The following is a 26,251-nucleotide window of genomic DNA, read 5'->3' on the forward strand; positions in this document are numbered from 1 at the left end:
GAAATCAGTGGTGATCGTGAGCCTGGCCGATGTACACCAGCGTCAGCATCATGAAAATGAAGGCCTGGAGCAGAACGATCAGGATGTGGAAGATCGCCCATACCGTGCCAGCCACCACGTGGCCGACAAAGCCCAGCGCGGACAGGTCGGCGCTGAACGTCCAGATGGAACCCAGCAGCGCGATCAGCAGGAACACGAGTTCGCCGGCGTACATGTTGCCGAACAACCGCATGCCGAGCGAAACCGCCTTGGCCAGGAATTCGATCAGGTTCAGGACCAGGTTGAACGGGGCCAGGTACCACTTGGCGCCAAACGGGGCCGAGAACAGTTCGTGCATGAAGCCGCCCGTGCCCTTGATCTTGAAGCTGTAGTAGATCATCAGGACCAGCACCGAGCACGACATGCCCAGCGTGCCGTTCAGGTCGGCCGTGGCCACTGCACGGTGGTGGGGAAGGTGAATGTGGAAGACGCCCAGCAGGCTGTTCAGGCCGGTGACCCAGTCGACCGGAATCAGGTCGATCGCGTTCATCATGGTGATCCAGCAGAACACCATCAGCGCCAGCGGCGCAATCCACGAACGGTCGCCGTGGATGATGCCCTTGGCCTGGTCGTCGACCATCTCGACGATCATCTCGACAAAGGCCTGGAAGCGGCCCGGCACGCCGGCAGTGACGCGGCGCGCGGCGGCGTACAGGAACAGCACGGCGATGGCGCCGCACAGCACAGACCAGAACACCGTGTCGTAGTTGAGCACGGAGAAATCGACCACCGACGCTTGCTTGCCGCCGACCGAGTTCAAGTTCTGCAAGTGTTCGGCGATATAGCCGGAGGGTGTCAGCGCGTGTTCGGCGCCTTGGGTAGCATCAGACATGTCGATACGAACGGTATATTGCGAAATCTTCAGGCCGCGCGCCGCCACTGTCTGGCAAACGCCCGGTACGCGTCTTGCATTGCCTTCGGCGGATTCGCCGGTCACCGCGATGCAAGCGGGGTCCAACCTTGGCCGTGTCCGGTGTCACTGCGATGAAACCCGCGTTGAAACCGTCACGGAAAACACTTGATATTCCGTTTCGGTGCCCCACCTCCGGATGAAGCACCGTTTTCGAGCGGCTGGCCTAGCGCATTGCCAGGGCCACCACCCAATATGTCTTTAGCGCCAGCAGGAACGTGACCAGCATCGGCACCCAGCGCAGATCCCGGTACAGCACCACGACCAGCACCAGCAGTGCCACGGTGCCGAAGACCTTGATCGCCTCGCCCAGCACCAACCCGCCGACCGAAGCCCGGTCGCGCGCCAGCCACAGGCGCAAGGCGAAGAATCCGCTCGGCACGAAGCACACCATGCCGCCGAACAGCGCCGACCACCCATACGGCCCCGCCTCTTTCGCAAACAGCGCCCAGCACAGTGCCGACAGCAGGGAAACCACCACCTGCGCCAGGACAACCTTGCCCGGGGTCATGCGCGAAGGGCGCAACGCGCGCTCGCCAAACAGCGTCACCGCCTCGGCGTGCGACAGCGGATCGACAGCCTCTTCCTCACGTTCTGCGCCTTCTTTCCAGTCGTCCCAGTCATCTTTCTGACGGGACCCGGCGCCTCGCTGCTGACGGTCTTGAACCACTACCTGCCTGCCTCATTCAAGGCCGGAACTTTTCGGCCCGACCAGAATTCAAACCGCACGATTTTAAGGGGAACTACTGATTCGCGTCAATCCGCTTACATTTACCTTGCAGTGCGTTGCGCACAACGGTTGCCATCACGATTGCATGATGGCCGCGCAAAAATTGCGCAGCAATGATGTTTGACGTAATTGGATTGCGCAGCGAACCCTACGCATGATGAGGGATTACCGGGCACGCCATACGTATACCTGCCCTTGGAACGGCCACTGCAGCGTACACGCAACAGTCATCGCCGCAATGTCCGTTAATCGCACCGAATTGCGCACGCGAAGTTACGTGCGCCTTCGCATCTTGCCTCAGGCGACCTTCTGCTTTTCAGTGGATTCGCGCAGGCGCACGAGCACGTCTTCAAGCGCGTCGTTGTCGCTGAAGTGGATGGTGAGCTGACCCTTGCCGCGCGCGCCCAGCTTGATCTGTACCGCCAGGCCCAGCGCATCGGACAATTCTTCTTCCAGCCGTGCCACGTCGCGCACGTTGTTGGCGCCCTTCTGCTTGAGCGACTTCAGGTCGAACGGCTTGAGCGTGGACGCCACCAGCTTCTCGGTCTCGCGCACCGACAGCCGCTTGTTCACGATCTGGTTGGCCAGCGTGATCTGGTTGGCGCCGTCCACCGCCAGCAGCGCGCGCGCGTGGCCCATGTCGAGGTCGCCCGCCATCAGCATGGTCTGCACCGGCGCGGCCAGGTTCAGCAGGCGCAGCAGGTTCGACACCGCGCTGCGCGAACGGCCGACCGACTCGGCCGCCTGCTCATGCGTGAAACTGAACTCGCGGATCAGGCGCATGATGCCCTGCGCCTCTTCCAGCGGGTTCAGGTCTTCGCGCTGGATGTTCTCGATCAGCGCCATCGCGGCCGCGGCTTCATCGGCCACGTCCTTCACCAGCACCGGCACCTTGTCCAGGCCGGCGAGCTTGGACGCACGGAAGCGCCGCTCGCCCGCGATGATTTCATAGCGGTCCGGCTCGGCCACGCGGCGCACCAGGATCGGCTGCATCAGGCCCTGCGCGCGGATGCTGGCGGCCAGCTCCTGCAGCGCGCCTTCATCCATGCGCGTGCGCGGCTGGTACTTGCCCGGCTGCAACTGGGTCAGGCGCAGCACGGTGGGCGCACCCTCCTGCTTCGCCGATTCAACGATTTCGGCCGGCCCGCCCAGCAGCGCTTCGAGACCGCGGCCCAGGCCCTTTTTCTTTGCAGTGCTCATGCTTGCCCTCTCCTTCAGCCCAGCTGCCTGACGCGCGCGATCATCTCGGCGCCGAAATCCAGGTACGCTTTTGCGCCCTTTGATGACGGATCGAACGCCACGCCCGGCATGCCATAGGACGGTGCCTCGGCCAGCCGCACATTGCGCGGGATCAGAGTCTTGAAGACCTTCTCGCCGAAGTGCGATTCCAGCTGCGCCGACACCTGCTGCTGCAGTGTGACGCGCGGATCGAACATGACGCGCAGCAGGCCGATCACCTGCAGGTCGCGGTTCAGGTTGGCGTGCACCTGCTTGATGGTGTTGACCAGGTCCGACAGCCCTTCCAGCGCGAAGTACTCGCACTGCATCGGCACGATCACGCCGTGCGCGGCGCACAGGCCGTTCAGCGTCAGCAGCGACAGCGACGGCGGGCAGTCGATCAGCACGAAGTCATATTCGTCATTGACCTCTTCGATGGCATGCCTGAGGCGGCGCTCGCGCTGGTCCAGCTCGACCAGCTCCACTTCCGCGCCGGCCAGTTCGCGGTTGGCGGGCAGCACGTCGTACCTGCCGGTCTCGGAACGCTGGCGCGCCTGCTTGATGCTGGCCAGGCCGACCAGCACCTGGTACACGCTGTGCTCCAGCGCCTGCTTGTCGATGCCCGAACCCATCGAGGCATTGCCCTGCGGGTCCAGGTCGACCAGCAGCACGCGCTGGTCCTGCGCGGCCAGGCCGGCGGCGAGGTTCACCGTGGTGGTGGTCTTGCCTACCCCGCCCTTCTGGTTTGCGATCACGAATACCTTGGCCATAAGCTACTGAGGCTCCTGCTTCAATTCATCCGGCCAGCGCGGGGCTGGCAGTTCGCGGCGCTGCACGCAGCGCCACGGCGTATGTCATGCGTGTGCGCTTGCGCGCCGCGACAGCACCACCAGGTGGCGCTCGGCATCCAGCCCGGGCACGGTGATGCGGGGCACCGCATCGACCTGCCATTGCGCCATCAGCCCGGCAGCTTCCATGCGGTCCAGCTCGGCCTGTGGATAAACACCCTTCATGGCGATCAGCTTGCCGTGCGGTGCGAGGAGCTGGCCCGACAGGTTCACGAAGTCGGTCAGCTCGGCAAACGCGCGCGAGGTGATCACGGCAAAGCCATCGTCATCGCCCAGCTTCTCCACCGGCCCCCAATGCGCCGCGACATTGGAAAGCCCCAGTTGCGCGCGGCACTGGGTCAGGAAGGCGGTCTTCTTCTGCACGATGTCCACCATCAGCACCGACACGTCGGGACAGGCGATGGCCAGCGGCAGGCCGGGCATGCCGCCGCCCGAGCCCACGTCCAATACCCTGCCCCGCGCCGGCGTGCCTACCTCTGCGGCGCGCGCGGCTTCGGCCAGCGCCGGCACGGCGGCAAGCGAGTCCAGCATGTGATGCGTAAGCATCTCATCGGGGTGGCGGATTGCGGTCAGGTTGTAGACGCCGTTCCACTTGCGCAGCAGCGCCAGGTAGGCAAACAAGGTGTCGATCTGGGCCGGCTCCAGCGCCAGCCCGATCTCAACCAGACCGGCTTCAAGGCGACGACGCTGCGTGGCGTCGTCGGTCATGGTGTGTCGCGGACCGGGCACTCAGGCGGCCTCTTCGGAGTTGCCGGAAGGTGCGCCCGACTCAGCGCGCGTGCGCCCCAGGCCCTTCTTCTTCAGATGCACCAGCAGCAGCGAGATCGCGGCCGGCGTCACGCCGGAAATGCGCGAGGCCTGGCCCAGCGTTTCCGGACGATGTTGGTTCAGCTTCTGGCTGACCTCGAAGCCCAGGCCACGCACTTCGGTGTAGTCCAGCCCTTCCGGCAGGCGGGTCGACTCATTGGCTTCCAGCTTGTCGACCTCGGCCGCCTGGCGGGCGATATAGCCGTGGTACTTGATGCCAATCTCGATCTGCTCGCGGATCTGCTCCGCCAGCATCGGCTCGGCGTCCAGCGGCGTTTCCGGGGCATGGCGGCCGCCCTGCAGCGCCATCAGTGCTTCATAGCGGACTTCGGGCCGGCGCAGCAGGTCGGCCAGGCTGTACTCGCGCTCGATCGGCTTGCCCAGCAGCGGCATGGCGTCTTCGGCCTGCAGCATGGCCGGGTTGACCCATGTGCACTTCAGGCGCTCTGTTTCACGTGAAACAGCGTCACGCTTGCGGTTGAAGGCATCCCAGCGCGCATCGTCGACCACGCCCAGTTCACGGCCGGCCTCAGTCAGGCGCATATCGGCATTGTCTTCCCGCAGGCTCAGGCGGAATTCCGCGCGGCTGGTGAACATGCGGTACGGCTCAGTCACACCGCGGGTAATCAGGTCGTCGACCAGCACGCCCAGGTAGGCCTGGTCGCGGCGCGGCGTCCACGCATCGCGTTCGCGCACATAGCAGCCAGCGTTGATGCCGGCCAGCAGGCCCTGCGCGGCGGCTTCTTCATAGCCGGTGGTGCCATTGATCTGTCCCGCAAAGAACAGGCCGCGGATGGCCTTGCTCTCCAGCGATGCCTTCAGCCCGCGCGGATCGAAGTAGTCATACTCGATCGCATAACCGGGGCGCAGGATATGCGCGTTCTCCATCCCGCGGATCGAGTGCACCAGTTCCAGCTGCACATCGAACGGCAGGCTGGTCGAGATCCCGTTGGGGTAGAACTCGTTGGTGGTCAGGCCTTCGGGCTCCAGGAAGATCTGGTGGCTTTCCTTGCTGGCAAAGCGATGGATCTTGTCCTCGATGCTGGGGCAGTAGCGCGGCCCTACGCCTTCGATCACGCCGGTGTACATCGGCGAGCGGTCCAGCCCGCCTCGGATGATGTCGTGGGTACGGCTGTTGGTATGTGTGATCCAGCACGGCAGCTGTTGCGGGTGCTGCTCCGGACGGCCCAGGAAGGAGAACACCGGTACCGGATCCAGGTCACCAGGCTGCTCTTCCATCACCGAAAAGTCGATGGTGCGGCCGTCGATGCGCGGCGGCGTGCCGGTCTTCAGGCGGCCTTGCGGCAGCTTCAGGTCCTTCAGGCGCGCCGACAGCGACACTGCTGCCGGGTCGCCGGCGCGGCCGCCGGTGTAGTTATCCAGCCCGACGTGGATCTTGCCGTCCAGGAAGGTGCCGGCGGTCAGCACCACCGCGCGGGCGCGGAAGGCGATGCCGACCTGCGTCATGGCGCCGACTACGCGGTCGCCCTCCACCATCAGGTCGTCCACGGCCTGCTGGAACAGCATCAGGTTCGGCTGGTTCTCCAGCCGGGTACGGATAGCCTTGCGGTACAGCACGCGGTCCGCCTGGGCGCGCGTGGCGCGCACCGCCGGGCCCTTGCTGGAGTTGAGGATGCGGAACTGGATGCCGGACTCGTCCGTGGCGGCGGCCATGGCACCGCCCATGGCGTCCACTTCCTTGACCAGGTGCCCCTTGCCGATGCCCCCGATGGACGGGTTGCAGCTCATCTGGCCCAGCGTCTCGATGTTGTGAGTCAGCAGCAGCGTCTGGCAGCCCATACGGGCCGCGGCGAGTGCAGCTTCAGTGCCGGCATGGCCACCGCCGACGACGATGACATCGAATTCTTTTGGGTAAAGCATGGGACACCTCCTCCGGGAGGCTGGCGGGAAAATACGGGAATGCGAAATTATAGCGGCAATCGACTAGCCGCTTTCCGAAGGTAACCATGTTTCACGTGAAACATGGCGTTGGCGATACCCGGCGAGTCGCTCGAAAGCGACGTTATGTTCCACGTGAAACAAAAAGGCCGGGCACATGGCCCGGCCGGATGTTTCACGTGGAACAAGCGCCTCAGAGTTGCGCGTGGATATAGCCCGCAACCTGCTCGGTCAGCTTGCCAAGATCGCGCTGCAAGGTTGCGAACCCGGCATTGCGCTCGCGTGTCACCTCGTCCATATACAGCGGCCGTCGGATCTCGATCTGCAGGCTATTGCGCCGCTCGGCCGGCCGGCCGATCTGCGCGATCAGCTGCACGCCCTTGTACGGGTCGTTGCGCGCCACCGTGTAGCCCATGCCGCGCAGTTCCCGTTCGACCAGGTCGACCAGCCCCGGCTCGCAGGTGGTGCCGTCCCGGTCGCCCAGCACAAAGTCCGCCAGCGGGTGCAGGCTGGCGATCTTGAGCCGCTCGTAGGCATTGTTGGGCATGGAGTGCAGGTTCAGATGCCAGAGCGCGCCAAAGCGCTCGTGAGCACCCTCCACGGCCCCGGCCAGCGCCAGATGGTACGGCCGGTAGTAGCGATCGATACGGGCCTGCACTTCCGCCACGGACAGGCGGCGGTCGTAGATCGGCGTGCTGGCGTCGACCCGGCTCCAGATCAGGCCGTAGCCCAGCTGCGTCTTCGGCCCCGGGGCCAGCTCCGTCGGCCAGGTGCCGTCGAGCTGGGCCGGGTCGATATCGTCTGGCATCCGGTTCGGGTCGATATAGACCCGCGGGAAGGTGGCCGCCAGCAGCGTACCGCCTGCTGCGGGCACGGCCTCCCACAAGGCATCGACGTGGGTATCCTCGCCGCCACGCAGGCGCGCGGCCGGGATTGCCGCACCGAAGTCAGCCGGGTACACGGTGCCGCTGTGCGGCGAATCGCATACCAGCGGCAGCGCCTCCCCTTCCGGCAGGCGCACGATCACCGGCGGTAATGCAGCGGTCTGGTTGATTGCTTCGGCCATGCCTCAGTCCAGCTTGATATCGGCAGCCTTGGCCACGCGGACGTAGCGCGCCATTGCCTGCTGGATCTGCGCCTTGAACTGCTCCGGCGTAGTCGGCACCAGCGTGCCGCCGGATTCTTCCACCTTGCGCTTGAACTCGGGATTCAGCATGGCCTTGTGGATCGCCTGGTTGAGCCTGGCGACGATGGCGGGCGGCGTATTCGCAGGCGCGACAATGCCGAACCAGCCGCCATCGCCCATGTCCTTGAAGCCCAGTTCGGCATAGGTCGGCACGTTGGGCAACTGCGCCGAGCGCCCCGCGCCCAGCACCGCCAGCGCGCGCAGCCTGCCCGCTTTCACGTGGGGCAGCGTCGACGACAGGTTGTCGGTGATGGCATTGACCTGCCCTGCCACGGCGTCGTTCAGCGCCAGCCCGGCGCCCTTGTACGGCACGTGCAGCAGGTCGATCTTGGCCAGCATCATGAAGTTCTCGATGTTGACATGGCCCAGCGACCCGGCCCCCGGCGAAGCAAAGCTGTACTTGCCCGGGTTGGCCCTGGCTAGCGCGATGAACTCCTGCATGGTCTTGGCCGGCACGCTGGGGTGCACCGCGAACACGCTGGGAATCGCCACCACATTGGTAACCGGCGAAAAGTCCTTGATCGGGTCGTACTTGAGCTTGGGGTATACGGCGGGGTTGGACCCGTGCGTGCTGACCGTGGCCATGCCGATGGTGTAGCCATCCGGCGCGGCGTTGGCCACCTGCTCCATGCCCAGCGAGCCGCCGGCACCGCCTTTGTTCTCGACCACGATCGACTGGCCCAGCTCGCGCCCTGCAAACTCTGCCACCAGGCGCGCCGACAGGTCAGTGGACCCGCCCGCCGCGAACGGCACGATCAGGCGGATCGGGCGCGTCGGGTAGCTGGCTTGCGCGAAAGCGCTGCCGGCAAAGGCCAGCGTGGCAGCGGCGGCGGTACCGGACAGCAGCAGCTGGCGGCGGGATATCCTGGCTCGGACCATGGGGTTTCTCCTATTGGTTTTGTGCATGAACCGGACGAGTGTCAGCCGTTTACCGGGCGGGCACAAACGACTATATTGCACGTTTGCATTACCAAAGATCATCCTGCAGCGGCCGCTCCGGCAGCCGCCCCGCTCTTCCTCCTTCCCCCTCCACCGCCATGCGGCTGCATTCCCCATCGATGTCCGAGTTGCACGCCTTTGCCACCGCGGCACGGCTGGGCAGCTTTACCCGCGCAGCGGACGAATTGTGCGTGACGCAGGGGGCCATCAGCCGCGCCATCGCGCGACTGGAAGCGCATTTCGGGCAGCCGCTGCTACAGCGCAATGCCCACCGGCTGCTGCTGACCGATGCCGGCCGGCAATTGCTTGACGCCGTGGCCGAGCCGCTGGCCACGATCGAGCACGCCAGCGCCGCCCTCCGCGCCGGCGACCGCCGGCACCACCTGACGCTGTCCGTCGTGCCCACGCTGGCCAGCGTCTGGCTGGTGCCGCGCCTGCCGGACTTCCATCGCCGCCATCCGGAAATCCGGCTGGACTTCGTCCCGTACCAGCGCGACGAGGACCTCTCCAGCCCCTCCCCCGACGCCGCCATCCTGGCGGGTGAAGCCGGCAAGTGGCCCGGCCTGCAGGCCGACTATGTGGTGGGACGTGAAATGGTGCCGGTCTGTCATCCGGACCGCGCCCGGGCACGGCGCGAGGCCGGCCGCTGGCGGTCTCCCGCGGAGCTGCTGGACGAGCCCCTGCTCTACCACACCACCGCGCCGGCGAACTGGCAAAACTGGCTGCAGGCGGCAGGCGTACCCAACGCTGCGCCGAGGTTATCCACAGCGTTCGACCAGGTCTCGATCCTGATCCAGGCGGTGCGCGCCGACATGGGCGTCGCCGTGCTGCAGCGCTGCCTGGTGCGCGACGAAATTGCCGCCGGACGCGTAATGGCGCCGTTTGACATGCCAATTACCCTGCAACGGGGCTATTTCCTGTGTGCGCCGAAGGAACGGCGCGATCATCCGGCGCTGACCTGCTTCCGGGATTGGCTGCTGGAGACCGCAGCGAAGGATACAGGCAGCAGCACCAACACTTTATTCACTGGATAACTTACAGAACAAAAATTATGCAGAAATACATTCATCGCACAGATAATATTCTGCAAATTATTATCGGTATGGATGTTATTCTGTAAATTGGATCGGCAAAAATCACTCCAATAGATATTGGCGTACCTACATCAGCGCACCGGTGCCGACATCCGTACTAAGTGCCTCTGAATTGGGTTATCCCCAAAGTTATTCACACCACCAATAGAAAAGGGCCTGCTTCCGCAGGCCCTCATTCCTCTGGCGAAAACCGGGCGGATCAAGCCGCCTTTTTTGCCAGGCCAAGATAGGTTTCAATCACCTTCGGATTCGCCGCCAGCTCGTCGGCCGGCCCTTCCATCGCCATATCGCCGGTCTCGATCACATAGCCGTAGTCCGCCACCTGCAGCGCGGCGCGCGCGTTCTGCTCGATCAGCAGCGTGGCCACGCCGGTCCGGCGCAGATTGCTGATGATGTGGAAGATCTCCTTCACGATCAGCGGCGCCAGGCCAAGGCTGGGCTCGTCCAGCATCAGCAGCTGCGGCTTGGCCATCAGCGCGCGGCCCACCGCCAGCATCTGGCGCTCGCCCCCGGAGAGCGTGCCGGCGTCCTGGCGGGCGCGCTCGCGCAGGCGCGGGAACAGATCGTAGACCACGTCCATCTGGTCCAGGTAGTTCTTCTCGCCGGCGCGCTTGCGGCGGAAGGCGCCCAGCTGCAGGTTGTCCTCTACCGTCATCGACGCAAACAGCTCGCGCTTCTCCGGCACCAGGCACATGCCGCGCGCAACGCGCCCCTCCACCGGAATGCCGGCCATGTCGTGGCCGAGGTAGCCCACCGAACCGCTTGACGACCCCGTCACCGGCAGCGCACCCATGATCGCATTGAGCATGGTCGACTTGCCGGCGCCGTTGGGGCCGATCACCGTAACGATCTTGCCGGCCTCCACCTTCAGGTTGGCGCCGTGCACCGCTTCCACCTTGCCGTAGCGGACGTGGAGGTCCTTCACTTCGAGTATCAGGCTCATGTCCGGTCCTTACTCCACGCCACCCAGGTAGGCTTCCAGCACCGCCGGGTTCTTCTGCACTTCCTCGGGCACGCCCTCGGCAATGCGCGTGCCGAATTCCATCACCACCAGCCGGTCGGTCAGGTTCATCACGAAGTCCATGTCGTGCTCGACCAGCAGCACGCTCATGCCCTCGCCCTTGAGCTTGCGCAGCAGCTCGGCCAGCGCCTGCTTCTCCTTGTAGCGCAGGCCCGCTGCCGGCTCGTCGAGCAACAGCAGCGCCGGGTCGCAGCACAGTGCGCGCGCGATTTCAAGGATCCGCTGCTGGCCCAGCGCGAGGCTGCCGGCTTCCATGTACATGCAATCGGCCAGGCCCACGCGTTCAAGCTGGCGCTTCGCTTCGAACAGCAGCTTCTCTTCCTCGGCCTTGTTCATGCGCAGGATCGCGGCCGAGACGCCGCCCTGGGCGCGGAAATCGCCGCGCAGGTGCGCGCCGATGGCCACGTTCTCCAGCACCGTCATGGTCGGCAGCAGGTGCACGTGCTGGAAGGTGCGGCCGATGCCACGCTTGACGATCTCGCGCGACGGCAGGCCCGAGATCACTTCACCGCGGTAACGCACCTCCCCGCGCGTGACCGGCAGCACGCCCGTCACCAGGTTGAAGGTGGTGGACTTGCCGGCACCATTGGGACCGATCAGCCCGATGATCTCGCCCGCACGCACCTGGAAGCTGACATCGTTCACCGCCACCAGCCCGCCGAACTCCTTGCGCGCGGCGCGCACATCCAGGATCAGGTCGCCGGCCTCGGGCTTCTGGCGCACGGCCAGGGCCTCGGCCTGCGCCGGCGCCAGTACCGGCGGACCCGAAGGAACCAGACGCCGCAGGAACGGCCAGATGCCATCGCGCGCATATTGCAGCAGCAATACCAGCAGCACGCCGAAGACGATGATCTCGAAGTTGCCGTTGGCACCGAGCAGCTTGGGCAACAGGCCCTGCAGCACATCCTTCAGGATGGTCAGGATGCCCGCGCCCAGCACCGCGCCCCACACATGGCCCACGCCGCCGACCACGGCCATGAACAGGTACTCGATGCCGTAGTTCAGGCCAAACGGCGTCGGATTCACCGCGCGCTGCAGGTGCGCGTACAGGAAGCCCGACACGCACGCCAGGACCGCCGCCACCACGAAGATCACCACCTTCATCCACGCGGTGTTCACACCCATGGCCTCGGCCATCACGCCGCCGCCCTTGAGCGCGCGGATGGCCCGGCCCGGGCGCGAGTTCAGCAGGTTCTGCATCGCCAGCACGGCCAGCAGCACCACCGCCCAGATCAGGTAGAACATCGAGCGGCCCGACTGCAGTTCGATGCCGAAGAACGACAGCACCGGGATCCCGTTCAGGCCGTCATACTTGCCCAGGAACTCCAGGTTGCCGAACAGGAAGAACAGCGACAGGCCCCAGGCAATGGTCGCCAGCGGCAGGTAGTGGCCGGACATGCGCATTGTGATCAGCCCGATCACATAGGCCGATGCCATCGTGATCACCAGCCCCACCAGCAACCCAAACCAGGGCGACAACCCGAACTGCGTGGTCAGGTACGCAGTGCTGTACGCGCCCAGCCCCACGAACGCGGCCTGCCCGAACGAGGTCATGCCGCCCACCCCGGTCAGCAGCACCAGCCCGATCGCCACGATGCTGTACAGGCCGATGTAATTGCCCAGAGTGATCCAGAATTCCGGCGTCGGCAGCGCCGGCAGCAACACCAGCGCCACTATGAAAGCCAGCACCAATACCCGGTTGCGGTTCAGCCGCGCACGGCTGCCTGCCTCGGCACTGGTCACCGCCGCCTGCTTGTCGGTCAGCATGGTCATGGCTTATTCCTCCTCCTCGACATGCTTGCTCGTCAGCGAGCGCCACAGCAGCACCGGAATGATCAGTGTGAAGACGATGACCTCCTTGAACGCGCTGGCCCAGAAGGACGAATAGGATTCGAGCAGCCCCACCAGCAGCGCACCCAGCGCCGCCACGGGGTAGCTCACCAGCCCGCCGACGATGGCGCCGACAAAGCCCTTCAGGCCCACCAGGAAGCCCGACTCGTAGTACACGGTGGTCAGCGGCGCGATCAGGATGCCGCACAGCGCGCCCATCGCCGCGGCCAGCGTGAACGACAGGCGCCCCGCCTGCGTGGTGCCGATGCCGACCAGGCGCGCACCCAGCCGGTTCACCGCGGTCGCACGCAACGCCTTGCCCTGCAGCGTGCGCTCGAAATAGAAGTACAGCGCGCCAATCAGCAGCGCCGACACGCCCACGATCCACAGGCTCTGGCCCGAGATGCTGAGCGCCCCCACGTCGAAGCGCGCATCCGAGAACGCGTTGGTGCGCGAGCCCTCCGCGCCGAACATCACCAGGCCCAGCCCCACCAGCGCAAAGTGCACGCCGACCGAGACGATCAGCAGCACCAGCGTGCTGGCTTCGGCCAGCGGCTGGTAGGCGAGCCGATACAGCATCGGGCCGAGCGGGATGATGATCAGCAGCGTCAGCGCGATCTGCGCCAGCATCGGCAGCGGCTGCGCGCCGTACTGCTGCGCCAGCCAGTGCACCGCGAGCGGGAATACCAGGTACTTGCCGGCCAGCACTGCCAGCCGCTGGCCCAGCGTGCGGCGCAACTCGGCGCTGCGCAGCACCGTGACGGTTTCATAGAGGAAAGTCAGCGCCCCCATTGCCAGCAGCAGCCAGCTCGTCTGCGGCGCGTGCCCGGCCTGCATCGCCGCGAGCGTCAGCGCGCCGTAGGCAACAAACTCCCCTTGCGGGATGAAGATGACCCGGGTCACCGAGAACACCAGCACCAGGGCCAGCGCCAGCAGCGCGTAGATCGCGCCCGAGGTGATGCCGTCCTGGGCCAGGATGGCGGCGATTGATAAGTCCATTGTCTCCCCGTCTTTTGGAAATACCTGCCTGCATCATATGGGGGCCGACAGGGTGCTGTGTGCTTCGGGATTACGGAATAGTAAACGGATTGCCTAATGTGGAAATACAGGCAAGCCCTAAGAGGTGTGCATGGGGACGTGGGCGTTTCGCATTGTTGCTATGCGGTTGGATGTCGCGCTTGAGTAGCATGGGCTGTTTCGCCGGCGTAGCCGGCGAGTCACTTCTTGTCCAAGCGACAAGAAGTAACCAAGAAACGCGTCGCCTATGCGGCTGGCAATCCATTACGCGGCGTAGGTCATATGGGCGGCGGTGCTTGCCGTTTGGATGTGGTCGCGGTTCGACCCTGCTAACGCCATGTGAGTGTGAGCCTGTGCCTGCGATAACCGGCTTTTGAACAATCCCCAAGTCGGGCGGTGGCCCGCGCTCTCGAGCGATATCGCATCAACGCCTTCGGCTGCGCTCCGCGCAAGCGCCCAATGACCGTCAGCGCATTTTGGGCCCGCGCAGCAGCCGTAGGCGTCCCCGCGATGCCGTTTGCAGCAGGCGGCCTACGCCCTGCATGGGGATCGTTCAATAGTGGGTTAACGCAGGCACGGGCACACACTCACATGGCGTAGCAGGGTCGAACGGGCAACCACGCCAGAACGGCAAGCACCACCGTACGAACCACCAACGCCGTGAAATTGATTGCCAGCCGCATAGGCGACGCGTTTTTTGGTTACTTTTTGTCGCTCGGACAAAAAGTGACTCGCCGGCTACGCCGGCGAAACAGCCCACGCCAGTCAAGCGCGACATCCAACCACATAGCCGCCACGCCGCCGCCCCCCACCCCCACCCCTCACTTAGTCAACAACTTCCACTTCCCATCAACAATCTGCACCATCACCCGCGCCCGCTGATCGAAGCCCAGATGGTCCGTGGCACTCATGTTCATAATCCCGTGCGACACCGGCAGATTCCTGGTCTGCTCCATTGCCTCCCGCAACGCCTTGCGGAATTCCTTGCTACCCGGCTGGCCCTTCTTCAGCGCCTCGGGAATGGCATGCTGCAAGATCAGCCCCGCATCCCAGGCATGGCCGCCGAAAGTCGACACCTGCCCGCCGAACGCCTTCTCATAAGCGGTCTTGTAGCTCATGGCCGGCTTCTTCACCGGATTGCTGTCCGGCAGCTGCTCAGCCACCAGCAGCGGTCCAGCCGGCAGGAAGGTGCCTTCGCAATCCTTTCCGCACACGCGCAGGAAGTCGGCATTGGCCACGCCGTGGGTCTGGTAGATCTTGCCCTTGAAGCCACGCTCCTTGAGCGTCTTGGCCGGCAGCGCTGCGGGCGTACCCGAGCCTGCGATCAGCACGGCGTCGGCGTTGGCACTCATCATCTTCAGCACCTGGCCGGTGACCGAGGTATCGGTACGGGCAAAGCGCTCGTTGGCGACCACCTTGATCTTGCGCAGTTCCGCCACCTTGGCGAATTCCTGCGCCCAACTGTCGCCATAGGCGTCCGCGAAGCCGATAAAGGCCACCGTCTTCACGTTGTTGTTGGTCATGTGCTCGGCAATGGCGGTCGCCATGTGCGAGTCATTCTGCGGCGTCTTGAAGACCCAGGCGCGCTTGGCGTCCATCGGCTCGATGATGCGGGCCGACGCGGCCATGGTGATCATCGGCGTCTCGTTCTCGGCCACCACGTCCACCATCGCCAGCGAGTTCGGCGTCACGGTGGAACCCACCACTACGTCGACCTTGTCTTCGCTGATCAGCTTGCGGGTGTTCTTGACCGCGGTGGTGGTGTCGGAGGCATCGTCCAGCACGATGTACTCGATCTTCTTGCCCGCGATTTCCTTGGGCATCAGCGTGAAGGTGTTCTTCTCCGGAATACCCAGCGATGCCGCCGGACCCGTCGCCGACACCGTCACCCCGACCTTGACCTGTGCCTGGGCTGCACCGGCAACCAGGCTCGCCGCAGCGATTGCCAGCAGGCTGGCGCGCTTGAAATCCATCTTGTCTCCTTCGGTTCCTGAAACGGAAAGGCATCCGTCCGGCGTCCACCGGCGGATGCCCTGGTCCACTGAACTGGATGAATCGCACCCGCGGGGCTGCGCAGCAAGGTCGTAGGCTAGGCGCAAAGCGCAGCAATAGCACGGCTATTGCGAGCATTTGCAACGACGCATACGGCCTTGAGGCGCAGCCCCGCGGGTGCGCATTCCATCCGGTTCAGTGGGCCTTGATCGACCCCTCGGGTCTGACGCAGGCACATCGCCGGCACCTGCGCTACAGCCAGGAACGACGCGAGGCCGCTCCCCGATTTCCCCGTCCGCACCATTTCCCCGGAGCGGCGCGCTCCGGCCATTCACCGACCGCTCGGTCGGGAATGCGGATCGAGTCTAGCACAGCGACCTGGTGCGAAAAGGGAGGATTAACCCGCATCGCGCGCCCCGCCTGGGGCCTTGCCGTCAGCGCAGGAACGCGTCCCAGGCGGTCTTCAGGATCAGCGCGCTCACCACCACGATAAACACCTTGCGCACGAAGGCGCTGCCGTGGCGCAGGGCCAGCTTGCTGCCCACCTGGCTGCCGGCGATGTTGGCCACCGCCATCACCAGCCCGAGCTGCCACCAGATATGGCCCTTGCTGGCCAGCAAGAGCAATGCCGCCAGGTTGGTGGCAAGGTTGACCACCTTGGTCGAAGCCGCCGCGTGCAGGAAGTCATAGCCGAACACCCGCACGAACGCGATCATCAGGAAGCTGCCGGTGCCCGGACCGAACACGCCGTCATAGAAGCCGATGGCGGCACCGGCCAGCAGCGCCGCGACGCGCTCGCGCGACCCCGACAGCGTCGGCGCGTGTTCCGTGCCCAGGTCCTTCCTGGCCACGGTGTAGACCAGCAACACCACCAGCACGAACGGCAGCGCCTTGCGCAGCGGCTCGGCCGGGATCATGGTCAGCGCCCAGGCGCCGGCCATCGAGAAGATAAAGGCCGCCACCACCGCGGGCGCGGTCGCGCCCCAGTAGATGCGCACGCTGCGGCCGTAGCGCAGCGCCGCGTTGGCGGTGCCCGCGATCGAGCCCATCTTGTTGGTGCCCAGCAGCGTGGCCGGCGCGATATTCGGATAGGCCGAGAACATCGCCGGGATCTGTACCAGGCCGCCGCCGCCGGCGACCGCGTCGATCAGGCCGGCGAGAAAGGCGGCAACCGCCAGGAATGCGAATTCCGTCATTGCAGGAAGCAGGGAAGCGAAAAGGGAAAGATCGGAGGAGATCGGTACGGGCAGGCCGGCGCGCTGCCGGGCGGCGGCGGTTCAGCCCAGCACCTTGGCCGCCGGCACCAGGCTGCGGTGCCACATGCCGTTGCCATGCGGGCTGAAGCCCGGCGGCGCGCCGCCTAGCCCTGCCACCAGCCCCGGCGCCAGCAGCGCATGGCGGATTCCGTGCGCGCGGCCCCAGTCGGCCAGCGTGGCGCAGCAGGCCTCAAGGCAGGCACGGCGGGACCCGGCGTCCAGCCCGGCCCGTACCCACCACTCAATGCTGCAGGCAGCCAGGCCGGCAAGCTCCAGGCTCGGGAGCAGCGCCACCGGCAGGCATGCCAGCAGATCGTGCGGAGCCTGCGCGTCGTCCACCAGCAGGCAGATGCCGCGACCGGACTGGGCCAGCAGGTCGTCCAGCATCAGCCGGCGCGCGCGGGCGGCGGGCACCGGCAGTGGCTGCACCGTATCCAGCCAGGCCTCCAGCATGGCTGCGTCGGCACCCAGCCCGAGGCGTACCAAGCCCTGCGGCACGGGTGCGTCAGGACGATCCGGAACGGCTGGGGAGTCGGGGGAATCAGGGGCGGCAGGCATGGCGGGCAATGAGAGCGCCCGCATTGTCGCATGTGGAGGATAGCCAGGTGACGCCGATGCGGCCTGGATGCCCCATGATGGGGCGAAAGCGCCACAGGAGGGGTTGGGAAGCCCAAATGAAAAAAGCGTTGCCGAGGATCACCCGGCAACGCCCTTTATTTATAACGCTGCTACCCGACACCGGGTGCGCGCCTGTCGTCTCCTCGCTTCCGCCTCCATTTAACCTGCGAAAACCGTATATGGAATGTAACGAAGCGGTGCATCGAGGACAAGCTAGAAAAAACCCTAGCCCCAGAATCGGGCATGTCGACCCGCAGTCACTCCTGCGTTTATTCCCGCTTGCCCGAGTGGCCCCCGAAGCGCGCCAGCAGCTCGCCCATGATGCCACGGCGGAAAGTCAGCACGCAGATCACGAAGATCACGCCGGTCACCATCGTCACCGACTCGCCCAGCGTGCCGAACCAGGAGATGCCGGTGACTGACGCCAGGAAGTTGCCGATGTCGCCCAGCTTGTTCTCCAGCGCGACCACCACGAAGGCACCGACAATCGGGCCCGACAAGGTGCCCAGGCCGCCGACCAGCGTCATCAGGATGACCGAGCCCGACATCGACCAGTGCACGTCGGTCAGCGTCTCGAAGCCCAGCACCAGCGCCTTGATCGAGCCGGCCAGCCCCGACAGCGCCGCCGACAGCACGAAGGCGGTCAGCTTGAAGCGGTCGACGTCATAGCCCAGCGAGATTGCGCGCGGCTCGTTCTCCTTGATCGCCTTCAGGATCTGGCCGAACGGCGAATGCACCGTGCGCACGATCAGCGCAAAGGCGGCGACGATGATCGCCAGCGCCACATAGTACAGCGTCAGGTCGTCCGACAGCGGCAGCACCCCGAACAGCTTGCCGCGCGGGATGCCCTGCAGGCCGTCCTCGCCGCCGGTGAACGGCGCCTGCAGGCAGATAAAGAACAGCATCTGCGCCAGCGCCAGCGTGATCATCGAGAAGTAGATGCCCTGCCGGCGGATGGCCAGCGAGCCCACCACGTAGCCGATCAGCGCGCCCGCACCGGTGCCCAGGATCAGGCCGATTTCCGGGGTCACGCCCCAGACCTTCATGGCATGGCCAGCGGTATAGCCTGCGCCGCCGAAGAAGGCCGCATGGCCGAACGACAGCAGCCCGGTATAGCCGATCAGCAGGTTGAAGGCGCACGCAAACAGCGCGAAGCACAGCACCTTGAGCACGAACACCGGATACGCACCGGCCAGCGGCGCGGCAACCAGTGCCAGCAGCAGCAATCCGTACAACAGTTTCTTCTGCACGCCTTGCCCCTTTCCTGCGTTGCCCGCATTGGCCGCCACCGTGGATGGCGTCGATGATGTGGAGGGTGCGCTCATCACTTCTCCTTCCCGAACAGCCCGGCCGGGCGCAGCAGCAGCACGATCACCATGATGAAGAACACCACGGTCGACGACGCTTCCGGATAGAACACCTTGGTCAGCCCCTCGACCACACCCAGCCCCAGGCCGGTCAGGATCGAGCCCATGATCGAACCCATGCCGCCGATCACCACCACCGCGAACACGATGATGATCAGGTTCTGCCCCATCAGCGGCGAGATCTGGATCACCGGCGCGGCCAGCACCCCGGCAAAGGCGGCCAGCGCCACGCCGAAGCCGTAGGTCAGCGTCACCATCAGCGGCACGTTGACGCCGAAGGCCTCGACCATCTTGGGGTTCTCGGTGCCGGCGCGCAGGTAGGCGCCCAGCTTGGTCTTCTCGATCACGTACCAGGTGGCGAAGCAAACCACCAGCGACGCCACCACGACCCACGCGCGGTAGTTGGGCAGGATCATGAAGCCCAGGTCGGTCGCGCCCTGCAGCGCGTCCGGCGTCGAGTACGGCAGCCCCGACACGCCGTAGATCGAGCGGAAGATGCCCTCGATCACCAGCGTGATGCCCAGCGTCAGCAGCAGGCCGTAGATATGGTCGAGCTTGTAGATCCAGCGCAGCATGGTCTTCTCGATCACCACGCCCAGCGCGGCGACGACCAGCGGCGACAGCAGCAGCATGATCCAGTAGTTCAGCCCGGCGTACTCCATGCCCATCCAGGCCAGCACCGCGCCCAGCATGAAGAGCGCGCCGTGCGCGAAATTGATGACGTTGAGCAGGCCGAAGATAACCGCCAGGCCCAGGCTCAGCATCGCATAGAAGGCGCCGTTGACCAGCCCCAGCAATAGCTGGGAAAGCATGGCCGGCAAGGGGATTCCGAAGATGTCCATCGCGGAGTGCCGTTGATACCGCCGTTGTATGGCGGGGATTGCTGCGGTTGGTGCCAGGTAATGCGAACGCTGCGGCGAACACCGTTGGCGAACACCGCAGCAAGGAACCGCGTCCGATGCCGGCGGCACGCAGGTGGCGCGCCGCCGGCAGATCTCACATCAGCTTATTTCTTCAGCATTGCGCACTTCGACTCGGCCACCGTGGTGAAGGCCTGGTCGCCCGGGATGGTCGCGACCACCTTCAGATAGTCCCACGGCTTCTTCGACTCTGCCGCGGACTTCACCTGCATCAGGTACATGTCGTGGATGCCACGGCCGTCCTGGCGGATATAGCCCTTGGTGTAGAAGTCGTTGATCTTCATCTTCTTGAGTTCGGCCATGACCTTGTCCGGATCGTCGGTCTTGGCTGCTTCCACCGCCTTCAGGTAGGTGCTGGCCGCCGAGTAGTCCGCCGCCTGCAGGCTGCTCGGCATCTTCTTCATCTTGCCGAAGAAGCGGTTGGCGAACTTGCGGGTGTCGTCGTTCATGTCCCAGTACCAGCTGTCGGTCATCAGCAGGCCTTCGGTGTTCTTCAGCCCGAGGCTGTGCACATCGTTGATGAACATCAGCAGGCCGGCGATCTTCATCGACTTGGTGATGCCGAATTCCTTGGCCGCCTTGATCGCGTTGATGGTGTCGCCGCCGGCGTTGGCCAGGCCCAGGATCTGCGCCTTGGACGACTGCGCCTGCAGCAGGAACGACGAGAAGTCCGAAGCCGACAGCGGATGGCGCACCTGGCCCGCCACCGTGCCGCCGTTGGCCTTGACCACGGCCGCGGTGTCGCTTTCCAGCGAATGGCCGAAGGCATAGTCGGCGGTCAGGAAGAACCACGACTTGCCGCCCTGCTTGACCACCGCGCTGCCGGTGCCCTTGGCCAGCGCCACCGTGTCATAGGCGTAGTGCACCGTGTACGGCGAGCACTCTTCGTTGGTCAGGCGCGCCGTGCCGGCGCCGATGTTGATGTAGACGCGTTTCTTCTCCGAGGCCACCTTGTTCATGGCCAGCGCGGTGCCGGAGTTGGTGCCGCCCAGCAGCATGTCCAGGCCCTGCTGGTCCATCCATTCGCGCGCCTTCGAGGCGGCGATGTCGGCCTTGTTCTGGTGGTCGGCGGAGACGATCTCGATGGGCTTGCCCAGCACCTTGCCGCCGTGGTCCTCGACCGCCATCTTGATAGCTTCCAGGCCACCGGGGCCGTCAATGTCGGCGTACAGGCCCGACATGTCGGTGATATAGCCGATCTTCACGGTGTCGCCCGACACCTGGGCAACGGCGCTGAAGGAAACCGCACCCATGGCAATGGCCGCCATCGCGGCCGCGAGCCGAGTCTTTTTCATCTCTATGTCTCCTGATTTGCGGCGGCGTGCGCGCCACCCGTTCCTGCCAAACATCAACCCATGATCCGTGCGGATCAGACCCCGAGCAGTTCATGCAGCACCGGCATCTTGGCCTGCAGCTCATTGGCCGCGAAGCGCTCGACGATGCTGCCGTGCTCCATCACGTAGAAGCGGTCCGCCAGCGGCGCGGCAAAGCGGAAGTTCTGCTCCACCATCACCACCGTGTACCCCTTCTGCTTGAGCATCAGGATCATGCGCGCTAGCGCCTGCACGATCACCGGTGCCAATCCTTCCGAGATTTCATCGAGCAGCAGCAGGTTCGCGCCGGTGCGCAGGATGCGCCCGACCGCCAGCATCTGCTGCTCGCCGCCGGAAAGACGCGTGCCCTGGCTCTGGCGGCGCTCCTTCAGGTTCGGGAACATCTCGTAGATATCGGTCTCGCTCATGCCCTTGCTGGTGTCGGCGCCCTTCAGCACCGGCGGCAGCATCAGGTTCTCTTCGCATGAGAGGCTGGAGAAGATCGCCCGCTCTTCGGGGCAATAGCCAATGCCGTAGTGCGCGATCTTGTGCGTGGGCAGGCTGATGGTCTCGTGGCCATTGACCTTGATCGAGCCCTTGCGCGCGCCGGTCAGTCCCATGATCGCGCGCAGCGTGGTGGTGCGGCCAGCGCCGTTGCGGCCCAGCAGCGTGACCACTTCGCCGCGGTTCACGGTCAGGTCCACGCCGTGCAGGATGTGCGATTCGCCGTACCAGGCGTGCAGGTCCCTGATCTCGAGCGCGGGTGTGTTGGATGTCGTCATATCGTTCCCCGGCCCTCTCAGTGCGCGCCCTGCAGTTCCGCGTCGACGGTGCCCATGTAGGCCTCCATCACGCGCGGATCCTTCGAGACTTCCGCATACGGCCCTTCGGCCAGGATCGCGCCACGCTGCAGCACGGTGATCTTGTCGGCGATCGACGAAACCACGCTCATGTTGTGCTCCACCATCAGGATGGTGCGGCCTGCCGAGACCTTCTTGATCAGTTGCGTGACGCGGTCCACGTCTTCGTGGCCCATGCCCTGCGTGGGTTCGTCGAGCAGCATCAGCTCGGGCTCCATCGCCAGCGTGGTGGCAATCTCCAGCGCGCGCTTGCGGCCGTACGGCAGGTTCACCGTCAGCGTCTGCGCGAACTCGGTCAGGCCGACCTGTTCGAGCAGCTCCATGGCGCGGTCATTGAGCACGTCCAGCGAGCGCTCGCTGCGCCAGAACTGGTACGCCGTGCCAAGTTGCCGCTGCAGCCCGATGCGCACGTTCTCCATCACCGTCAGGTGTGGAAATACCGCCGAGATCTGGAACGAACGGATCACGCCGCGCCGCGCGATCTGCGCGGGCTTTTCACGGGTGATGTCGATGCCGTTGAAAAGGATGGTGCCGGTGGTCGGCTCCAGGAACTTGGTGAGCAGGTTGAAGCAAGTAGTCTTGCCGGCGCCGTTGGGCCCGATCAAGGCATGGATCGACCCGCGGCGCACCCGCAGGTTGACGTCGCTCACCGCCGTGAACCCCTTGAACTCCTTGGTGAGGTTCCGCGTTTCCAGGATGGTTTCCTGCTGGTTCATGTCTCCTGCCCGCCCTCTTGCTGAACTGCCGGGGTGATGCCCGGCACTGACAATGGTCCGAACCGGCCTTGTAGGCCCTTGCTGCCGCTTGTTCCGTCAGGCTGGCCGTGGTTGCGGCCCTGCCTGCGGCTTTCTGTTTTGGTGCGGGGCGGCTCCCGCGCAGGTTGCGGCGATGGCTTCGATGTGCTGCCGACGCACCCTGTGAGGCGTCTATTGTGTGCGCCTGTTGCATCGCAAAACATCGGGGTTTGCACTATGAAACATGAACCAAGTGTCAGTTTTTTTGCAAGCGCACATGAGCAGGCTGCGCCACTTGGTCACGGCCCCGCCCGCGACCCCGTGGCGCGCTCATATCAGGCGCCTGCAGCCGCTGCCGCCAGCGTTGGTTGCACCAATACCTCCGCCGCAGTCAGGCCCTGCCGGCGGTCTTCGCGGATCAGGTCGCTGGCGCGCTCGGCGATCATGATGGTCGGCGAATTGGTGTTGCCTGACGTGATCAGCGGCATCACCGAGGCATCGACCACGCGCAGGCCGTCGATGCCCAGCACGCGCAGGCGATGGTCAACCACGGCCATCGGGTCGTCGGCGCGGCCCATCTTGCAGGTGCCCACCGGGTGGAAGATGGTGGTGCCGATATTGCCGGCCGCTTCGGCCAGCTGTTCGTCGGTCTGGAATGCCGGACCCGGCAGCCATTCCTCGGGTTGGTACGGCGCCAGCGCCGGCGACGCCACGATACGGCGTGTGAGCCGGATGGAGTCGGCCGCGACTTTCCGATCCTCGTCGGTCGCCAGGTAATTGGGCGCGATCACCGGCGCCTGGCGGAAATCCGCGCTGCCGACATGCACGCTGCCGCGCGATGTCGGCCGCAGGTTGCAGGCACTCGCGGTAAAGGCATTGAACGCATGCAGCGGGTCGCCGAACTTGTCCAGCGACAAGGGCTGCACGTGGTACTCCACATTCGGCCGCGCCTGCGACGGGTCCGAGCGCGCAAAGGCGCCCAGCTGCGACGGCGCCATGCTCATCGGCCCGCTCTGGTTGAAGGCATATTGCACGCCGATGCAGAACTTGCCCCACAGGCTCGCGGCGCGCGTGTTGAGCGTGCGCACGCCGCTGACCTTCACCACCGAGCGCAACTGCAGGTGGTCCTGCAGGTTCTCGCCCACGCCGGGCAGCGCATGGCGCACCGGGATGCCGAGCGCCTGCAGTCGTTCCGCCTGGCCGATGCCCGACAGCTCCAGCAGCTGCGGCGTATTGACCGCGCCCGCGGCCAGAATCACTTCCTGCGTGGCCGCCGCCGTCTGCGGCCGGCCGCCGCCGATATAGTTCACGCCGGTGCAGCGGCGCCCGTCGAAGGTCAGCCCGCTCACCTGCGCCCCGGTGACGATGGTCAGGTTGGGACGCTCCGACGCACGCCGCAGGAAGGCCTTGGCCGTGTTCCAGCGGATGCCGCGGCGCTGGTTCACTTCGAAATAGCCCACGCCGAAGTTGTCGCCGCGGTTGAAATCCTCCGTGCGCGGAATCCCCGCCTCTTCGGCGGCATCGGCAAAGCGCTCCAGGATGTCCCAGCGCAGCCGCTGGCCTTCCACGCGCCATTCGCCGCCGGCGCCATGGAATTCGCTCGGGCCGCGGTGGTGGTCCTCGCTGCGCTTGAACAGCGGCAGCACATTGTCCCAGCGCCAGCCATCGTCGCCGGTCAGCCGCGCCCACTCGTCATAATCCTCGCGCTGGCCACGCATATAGATCATGCCGTTGATCGACGAGCAACCGCCCAGCACGCGCCCGCGCGGATAGCCCAGCGAGCGGCCGTTCAGCCCCGCCTCGGCCTCGGTGCGATAGAGCCAGTCGGTGCGCGGGTTGCCGATGCAGTACAGGTAGCCCACCGGGATATGGATCCAGTGGTAGTCGTCCTTGCCGCCGGCCTCCAGCAGCAGCACGTTGACGTTCGCATCCTGCGTCAGGCGGTTGGCCAGGACACAGCCGGCCGAACCGGCCCCCACGATGATGTAGTCGAATGTCTCCATCGCTGTTCTTGTCGTCATCGTTGCGGCTTATTTCGCCACCGGCATGGTGAACTCAGCGCCCTTGGCAATCGAATCCGGCCAGCGCTGCATCACGCTCTTGTAGCGCGTGTAGAAGCGCACGCCCTCTTCGCCATAGGCGTGATGGTCGCCGAACAGCGATCGCTTCCAGCCACCGAACGAATGCCATGCCATCGGCACCGGAATGGGCACGTTGATGCCGACCATGCCGATCTGGATCTGCCGCGCGAACGCACGCGCGATGCCGCCGTCGCTGGTGTAGCACGATACGCCGTTGCCGTATTCATGCCCATTGATCAGCGCCACGGCCTCGGCAAAGTCATGCACGCGCACTACCGACAGCACCGGGCCGAAGATCTCTTCCTTGTAGATCGTCATGTCCGGCTTGACGTGGTCGAACAGCGTGCCGCCGACATAGAAGCCGTTCTCATGGCCGGGTACGGTATGACCGCGGCCATCGGTCACCAGCGTCGCGCCCTCTTCCACGCCCTTGGCGATATAGCCCTCCACCTTCGCCTTGTGCGCAGCGGTTACCAGCGGACCCATCTCGGCGTCGGACTCCATGCCGTTGCGGATCTTCAGCGAACGCGCGCGTTCCGCGAGACGCGGCACCAGCTTGTCAGCGACATCGCCCACCGCTACGGCTACCGAGATCGCCATGCAGCGCTCGCCAGCGGAGCCATAGGCCGCGCCAATCAGCGCATCGACCGCCTGATCAAGATCGGCATCGGGCATCACCACCAGGTGGTTCTTGGCGCCGCCCAATGCCTGCACGCGCTTGCCGTGCTTGGTCCCTTCCGTGTAGATGTATTGGGCGATCGGCGTCGAACCGACGAACGACAGCGCCTGCACATCCGGATGCGCCAGCAGTGCATCGACGGCTTCCTTGTCGCCCTGCACCACGTTGAACACGCCATCGGGCAAACCAGCCTGGCGCAGCAGGTCGGCAATCAGCAGGCTCGGCGACGGATCACGTTCCGACGGCTTCAGCACGAAGGTATTGCCGCAGGCGATCGCCACCGGGAACATCCACATCGGCACCATCACCGGGAAGTTGAACGGCGTGATGCCGGCCACCACGCCCAGCGGCTGGCGCAGGTTCCAGTTGTCGATGCCGCCGCCGATGTTGTCGGTGAAATCGGTCTTGAGCAGGTTGGGGATGCCGCAGGCGAATTCCACCACCTCGATGCCGCGCGTGACTTCGCCCTTGGCATCCGAGAACACCTTGCCGTGCTCGCGCGTGATCAGCGCGGCCAGGTCGTCGTGGTGCTGGTCGAGCAGTTCCTTGAACTTGAACAGGATGCGCGCGCGGCGCAGCGGCGGGGTGTCGGCCCAGGCCGGGAATGCGGCATGGGCGGCAGCGACGGCAGCGGCGACGTCCTGCGCGGTGCCAAGCGCCACGCGTGCTGCGACTTCGCCGGTGGCGGGGTTATAGATATCGGCCAGACGCTGCGATGCGCCGCGTGTCTGCCGGCCTGCGATGCTATGGCCGATGATGGTCTGCACCGCGCTGGCTTCTGCAAGGATGTCTTCCACTTCCGCTCCTGAATGCTGGGTCGCTGACGGCATGCGGCTTGCCAGATCTTTGCGTCTGGTGAAGACGCTGGCGCAAACATCTGCCAGCATCGCACT

At 65.2% G+C, this 26,251-nt stretch carries 22 protein-coding genes; 1 reads left to right on the forward strand and 21 read right to left on the reverse strand.

Features of this window, described 5'->3' with window-relative positions; translation table 11 throughout:
* Window positions 1-4: 4 nt before the first annotated feature.
* The 8 genes from atpB to RS901_RS05775 all read right to left on the reverse strand — a co-directional run bounded on the left by atpB (window position 5) and on the right by RS901_RS05775 (window position 8,516).
* Window positions 5-871 carry a F0F1 ATP synthase subunit A gene (gene atpB / locus RS901_RS05740; RefSeq protein WP_035825623.1) on the reverse strand — a complete coding sequence of 289 codons (867 nt, stop codon included), beginning with the start codon at window positions 869-871 and terminating at the stop codon, window positions 5-7.
* A 244-nt stretch (window positions 872-1,115) separates the two neighbouring features.
* The gene (locus RS901_RS05745; RefSeq protein WP_316151879.1) at window positions 1,116-1,619 is read right to left on the reverse strand and encodes an ATP synthase subunit I; all 504 of its coding nucleotides are present in this window, start codon (window positions 1,617-1,619) and stop codon (window positions 1,116-1,118) included.
* A gap of 357 nt (window positions 1,620-1,976) precedes the next feature.
* Complete coding sequence (locus RS901_RS05750; protein ID WP_316151880.1) at window positions 1,977-2,879, reverse strand: ParB/RepB/Spo0J family partition protein; 903 nt, start codon at window positions 2,877-2,879, stop codon at window positions 1,977-1,979.
* Between the two features lie 14 nt (window positions 2,880-2,893).
* Complete coding sequence (locus tag RS901_RS05755) at window positions 2,894-3,667, reverse strand: ParA family protein (RefSeq protein WP_316151881.1); 774 nt, start codon at window positions 3,665-3,667, stop codon at window positions 2,894-2,896.
* 84 nt (window positions 3,668-3,751) lie between these two features.
* Window positions 3,752-4,453: a 16S rRNA (guanine(527)-N(7))-methyltransferase RsmG gene (rsmG, locus tag RS901_RS05760; protein ID WP_316151882.1), complete on the reverse strand. Its 702-nt coding sequence runs from the start codon at window positions 4,451-4,453 to the stop codon at window positions 3,752-3,754.
* Window positions 4,454-4,474: 21 nt separating this feature from the next.
* On the reverse strand, window positions 4,475-6,433 hold the full coding sequence (gene mnmG / locus RS901_RS05765; RefSeq protein ID WP_316151883.1) for a tRNA uridine-5-carboxymethylaminomethyl(34) synthesis enzyme MnmG: 1,959 nt from the start codon (window positions 6,431-6,433) through the stop codon (window positions 4,475-4,477).
* Window positions 6,434-6,644: 211 nt separating this feature from the next.
* Entirely contained in the window at window positions 6,645-7,517 is an 873-nt protein-coding gene (locus RS901_RS05770; RefSeq protein ID WP_316151884.1) for an N-formylglutamate amidohydrolase, read from the reverse strand.
* A 3-nt stretch (window positions 7,518-7,520) separates the two neighbouring features.
* Window positions 7,521-8,516: a tripartite tricarboxylate transporter substrate binding protein BugE gene (locus RS901_RS05775; protein WP_316151885.1), complete on the reverse strand. Its 996-nt coding sequence runs from the start codon at window positions 8,514-8,516 to the stop codon at window positions 7,521-7,523.
* 158 nt (window positions 8,517-8,674) lie between these two features.
* Between RS901_RS05775 and RS901_RS05780 the strand changes: the two genes are divergently transcribed.
* Window positions 8,675-9,610, forward strand: a complete 936-nt coding sequence (locus RS901_RS05780; RefSeq protein WP_316151886.1) for a LysR substrate-binding domain-containing protein — start codon at window positions 8,675-8,677, stop codon at window positions 9,608-9,610.
* A 259-nt stretch (window positions 9,611-9,869) separates the two neighbouring features.
* On the opposite strand, the gene RS901_RS05785 is transcribed toward RS901_RS05780, so the two are convergent.
* The 13 genes from RS901_RS05785 to RS901_RS05845 all read right to left on the reverse strand — a co-directional run bounded on the left by RS901_RS05785 (window position 9,870) and on the right by RS901_RS05845 (window position 26,188).
* On the reverse strand, window positions 9,870-10,613 hold the full coding sequence (locus RS901_RS05785) for an ABC transporter ATP-binding protein (protein ID WP_316151887.1): 744 nt from the start codon (window positions 10,611-10,613) through the stop codon (window positions 9,870-9,872).
* A 9-nt stretch (window positions 10,614-10,622) separates the two neighbouring features.
* Window positions 10,623-12,464 (reverse strand): branched-chain amino acid ABC transporter ATP-binding protein/permease, encoded by a 1,842-nt coding sequence (locus RS901_RS05790; protein ID WP_316151888.1) that lies wholly within the window; start codon window positions 12,462-12,464, stop codon window positions 10,623-10,625.
* Window positions 12,465-12,467: 3 nt separating this feature from the next.
* On the reverse strand, window positions 12,468-13,520 hold the full coding sequence (locus RS901_RS05795; RefSeq protein WP_316151889.1) for a branched-chain amino acid ABC transporter permease: 1,053 nt from the start codon (window positions 13,518-13,520) through the stop codon (window positions 12,468-12,470).
* Between the two features lie 839 nt (window positions 13,521-14,359).
* Window positions 14,360-15,511 carry an ABC transporter substrate-binding protein gene (locus RS901_RS05800; RefSeq protein WP_316151890.1) on the reverse strand — a complete coding sequence of 384 codons (1,152 nt, stop codon included), beginning with the start codon at window positions 15,509-15,511 and terminating at the stop codon, window positions 14,360-14,362.
* Between the two features lie 453 nt (window positions 15,512-15,964).
* Window positions 15,965-16,726: a sulfite exporter TauE/SafE family protein gene (locus RS901_RS05805; RefSeq protein ID WP_316151891.1), complete on the reverse strand. Its 762-nt coding sequence runs from the start codon at window positions 16,724-16,726 to the stop codon at window positions 15,965-15,967.
* An 81-nt stretch (window positions 16,727-16,807) separates the two neighbouring features.
* On the reverse strand, window positions 16,808-17,344 hold the full coding sequence (locus RS901_RS05810) for a hypothetical protein (RefSeq protein ID WP_410054156.1): 537 nt from the start codon (window positions 17,342-17,344) through the stop codon (window positions 16,808-16,810).
* Between the two features lie 329 nt (window positions 17,345-17,673).
* Window positions 17,674-18,729 carry a branched-chain amino acid ABC transporter permease gene (locus tag RS901_RS05815; protein WP_316151893.1) on the reverse strand — a complete coding sequence of 352 codons (1,056 nt, stop codon included), beginning with the start codon at window positions 18,727-18,729 and terminating at the stop codon, window positions 17,674-17,676.
* A complete protein-coding gene (locus RS901_RS05820; RefSeq protein WP_010811285.1) occupies window positions 18,729-19,613 on the reverse strand; it encodes a branched-chain amino acid ABC transporter permease in 885 nt (294 codons plus the stop codon). The genes RS901_RS05815 and RS901_RS05820 overlap by 1 nt, the downstream gene beginning before the upstream one ends.
* Before the next feature lie 164 nt (window positions 19,614-19,777).
* Window positions 19,778-20,986, reverse strand: a complete 1,209-nt coding sequence (locus RS901_RS05825) for an ABC transporter substrate-binding protein (RefSeq protein ID WP_316151894.1) — start codon at window positions 20,984-20,986, stop codon at window positions 19,778-19,780.
* A gap of 74 nt (window positions 20,987-21,060) precedes the next feature.
* Window positions 21,061-21,786: an ABC transporter ATP-binding protein gene (locus tag RS901_RS05830; RefSeq protein ID WP_316151895.1), complete on the reverse strand. Its 726-nt coding sequence runs from the start codon at window positions 21,784-21,786 to the stop codon at window positions 21,061-21,063.
* A 17-nt stretch (window positions 21,787-21,803) separates the two neighbouring features.
* Window positions 21,804-22,580: an ABC transporter ATP-binding protein gene (locus RS901_RS05835; protein ID WP_013958408.1), complete on the reverse strand. Its 777-nt coding sequence runs from the start codon at window positions 22,578-22,580 to the stop codon at window positions 21,804-21,806.
* 353 nt (window positions 22,581-22,933) lie between these two features.
* Window positions 22,934-24,601 (reverse strand): GMC family oxidoreductase, encoded by a 1,668-nt coding sequence (locus RS901_RS05840; protein ID WP_316153395.1) that lies wholly within the window; start codon window positions 24,599-24,601, stop codon window positions 22,934-22,936.
* Between the two features lie 27 nt (window positions 24,602-24,628).
* Window positions 24,629-26,188, reverse strand: coding sequence for a CoA-acylating methylmalonate-semialdehyde dehydrogenase (locus RS901_RS05845; RefSeq protein ID WP_316151896.1), 1,560 nt, complete (start codon window positions 26,186-26,188; stop codon window positions 24,629-24,631).
* Window positions 26,189-26,251: the final 63 nt, after the last annotated feature.

The sequence above is a fragment of the Cupriavidus sp. BIC8F genome (assembly GCF_032465815.1).
Taxonomy (GTDB): Bacteria; Pseudomonadota; Gammaproteobacteria; order Burkholderiales; family Burkholderiaceae; genus Cupriavidus; species Cupriavidus necator.

Coding starts and splice junctions, on each gene's coding strand:
- RS901_RS05820 (WP_010811285.1), bottom strand. CDS start 19,613: ATGGACATCTTCGGAATCCCCTTGCCGGCCATGCTTTCCCAGCTATTG.
- RS901_RS05840 (WP_316153395.1), bottom strand. CDS start 24,601: ATGGAGACATTCGACTACATCATCGTGGGGGCCGGTTCGGCCGGCTGT.
- RS901_RS05845 (WP_316151896.1), bottom strand. CDS start 26,188: ATGCCGTCAGCGACCCAGCATTCAGGAGCGGAAGTGGAAGACATCCTT.
- RS901_RS05780 (WP_316151886.1), top strand. CDS start 8,675: ATGCGGCTGCATTCCCCATCGATGTCCGAGTTGCACGCCTTTGCCACC.
- RS901_RS05755 (WP_316151881.1), bottom strand. CDS start 3,667: ATGGCCAAGGTATTCGTGATCGCAAACCAGAAGGGCGGGGTAGGCAAG.
- RS901_RS05815 (WP_316151893.1), bottom strand. CDS start 18,729: ATGAGCGCACCCTCCACATCATCGACGCCATCCACGGTGGCGGCCAAT.
- mnmG (WP_316151883.1), bottom strand. CDS start 6,433: ATGCTTTACCCAAAAGAATTCGATGTCATCGTCGTCGGCGGTGGCCAT.
- RS901_RS05805 (WP_316151891.1), bottom strand. CDS start 16,726: ATGACGGAATTCGCATTCCTGGCGGTTGCCGCCTTTCTCGCCGGCCTG.
- RS901_RS05790 (WP_316151888.1), bottom strand. CDS start 12,464: ATGACCATGCTGACCGACAAGCAGGCGGCGGTGACCAGTGCCGAGGCA.
- RS901_RS05770 (WP_316151884.1), bottom strand. CDS start 7,517: ATGGCCGAAGCAATCAACCAGACCGCTGCATTACCGCCGGTGATCGTG.
- RS901_RS05810 (WP_410054156.1), bottom strand. CDS start 17,344: ATGCCTGCCGCCCCTGATTCCCCCGACTCCCCAGCCGTTCCGGATCGT.
- RS901_RS05835 (WP_013958408.1), bottom strand. CDS start 22,580: ATGAACCAGCAGGAAACCATCCTGGAAACGCGGAACCTCACCAAGGAG.
- RS901_RS05800 (WP_316151890.1), bottom strand. CDS start 15,511: ATGGATTTCAAGCGCGCCAGCCTGCTGGCAATCGCTGCGGCGAGCCTG.
- RS901_RS05750 (WP_316151880.1), bottom strand. CDS start 2,879: ATGAGCACTGCAAAGAAAAAGGGCCTGGGCCGCGGTCTCGAAGCGCTG.
- RS901_RS05795 (WP_316151889.1), bottom strand. CDS start 13,520: ATGGACTTATCAATCGCCGCCATCCTGGCCCAGGACGGCATCACCTCG.
- RS901_RS05775 (WP_316151885.1), bottom strand. CDS start 8,516: ATGGTCCGAGCCAGGATATCCCGCCGCCAGCTGCTGCTGTCCGGTACC.
- RS901_RS05825 (WP_316151894.1), bottom strand. CDS start 20,986: ATGAAAAAGACTCGGCTCGCGGCCGCGATGGCGGCCATTGCCATGGGT.
- rsmG (WP_316151882.1), bottom strand. CDS start 4,453: ATGACCGACGACGCCACGCAGCGTCGTCGCCTTGAAGCCGGTCTGGTT.
- atpB (WP_035825623.1), bottom strand. CDS start 871: ATGTCTGATGCTACCCAAGGCGCCGAACACGCGCTGACACCCTCCGGC.
- RS901_RS05785 (WP_316151887.1), bottom strand. CDS start 10,613: ATGAGCCTGATACTCGAAGTGAAGGACCTCCACGTCCGCTACGGCAAG.
- RS901_RS05830 (WP_316151895.1), bottom strand. CDS start 21,786: ATGACGACATCCAACACACCCGCGCTCGAGATCAGGGACCTGCACGCC.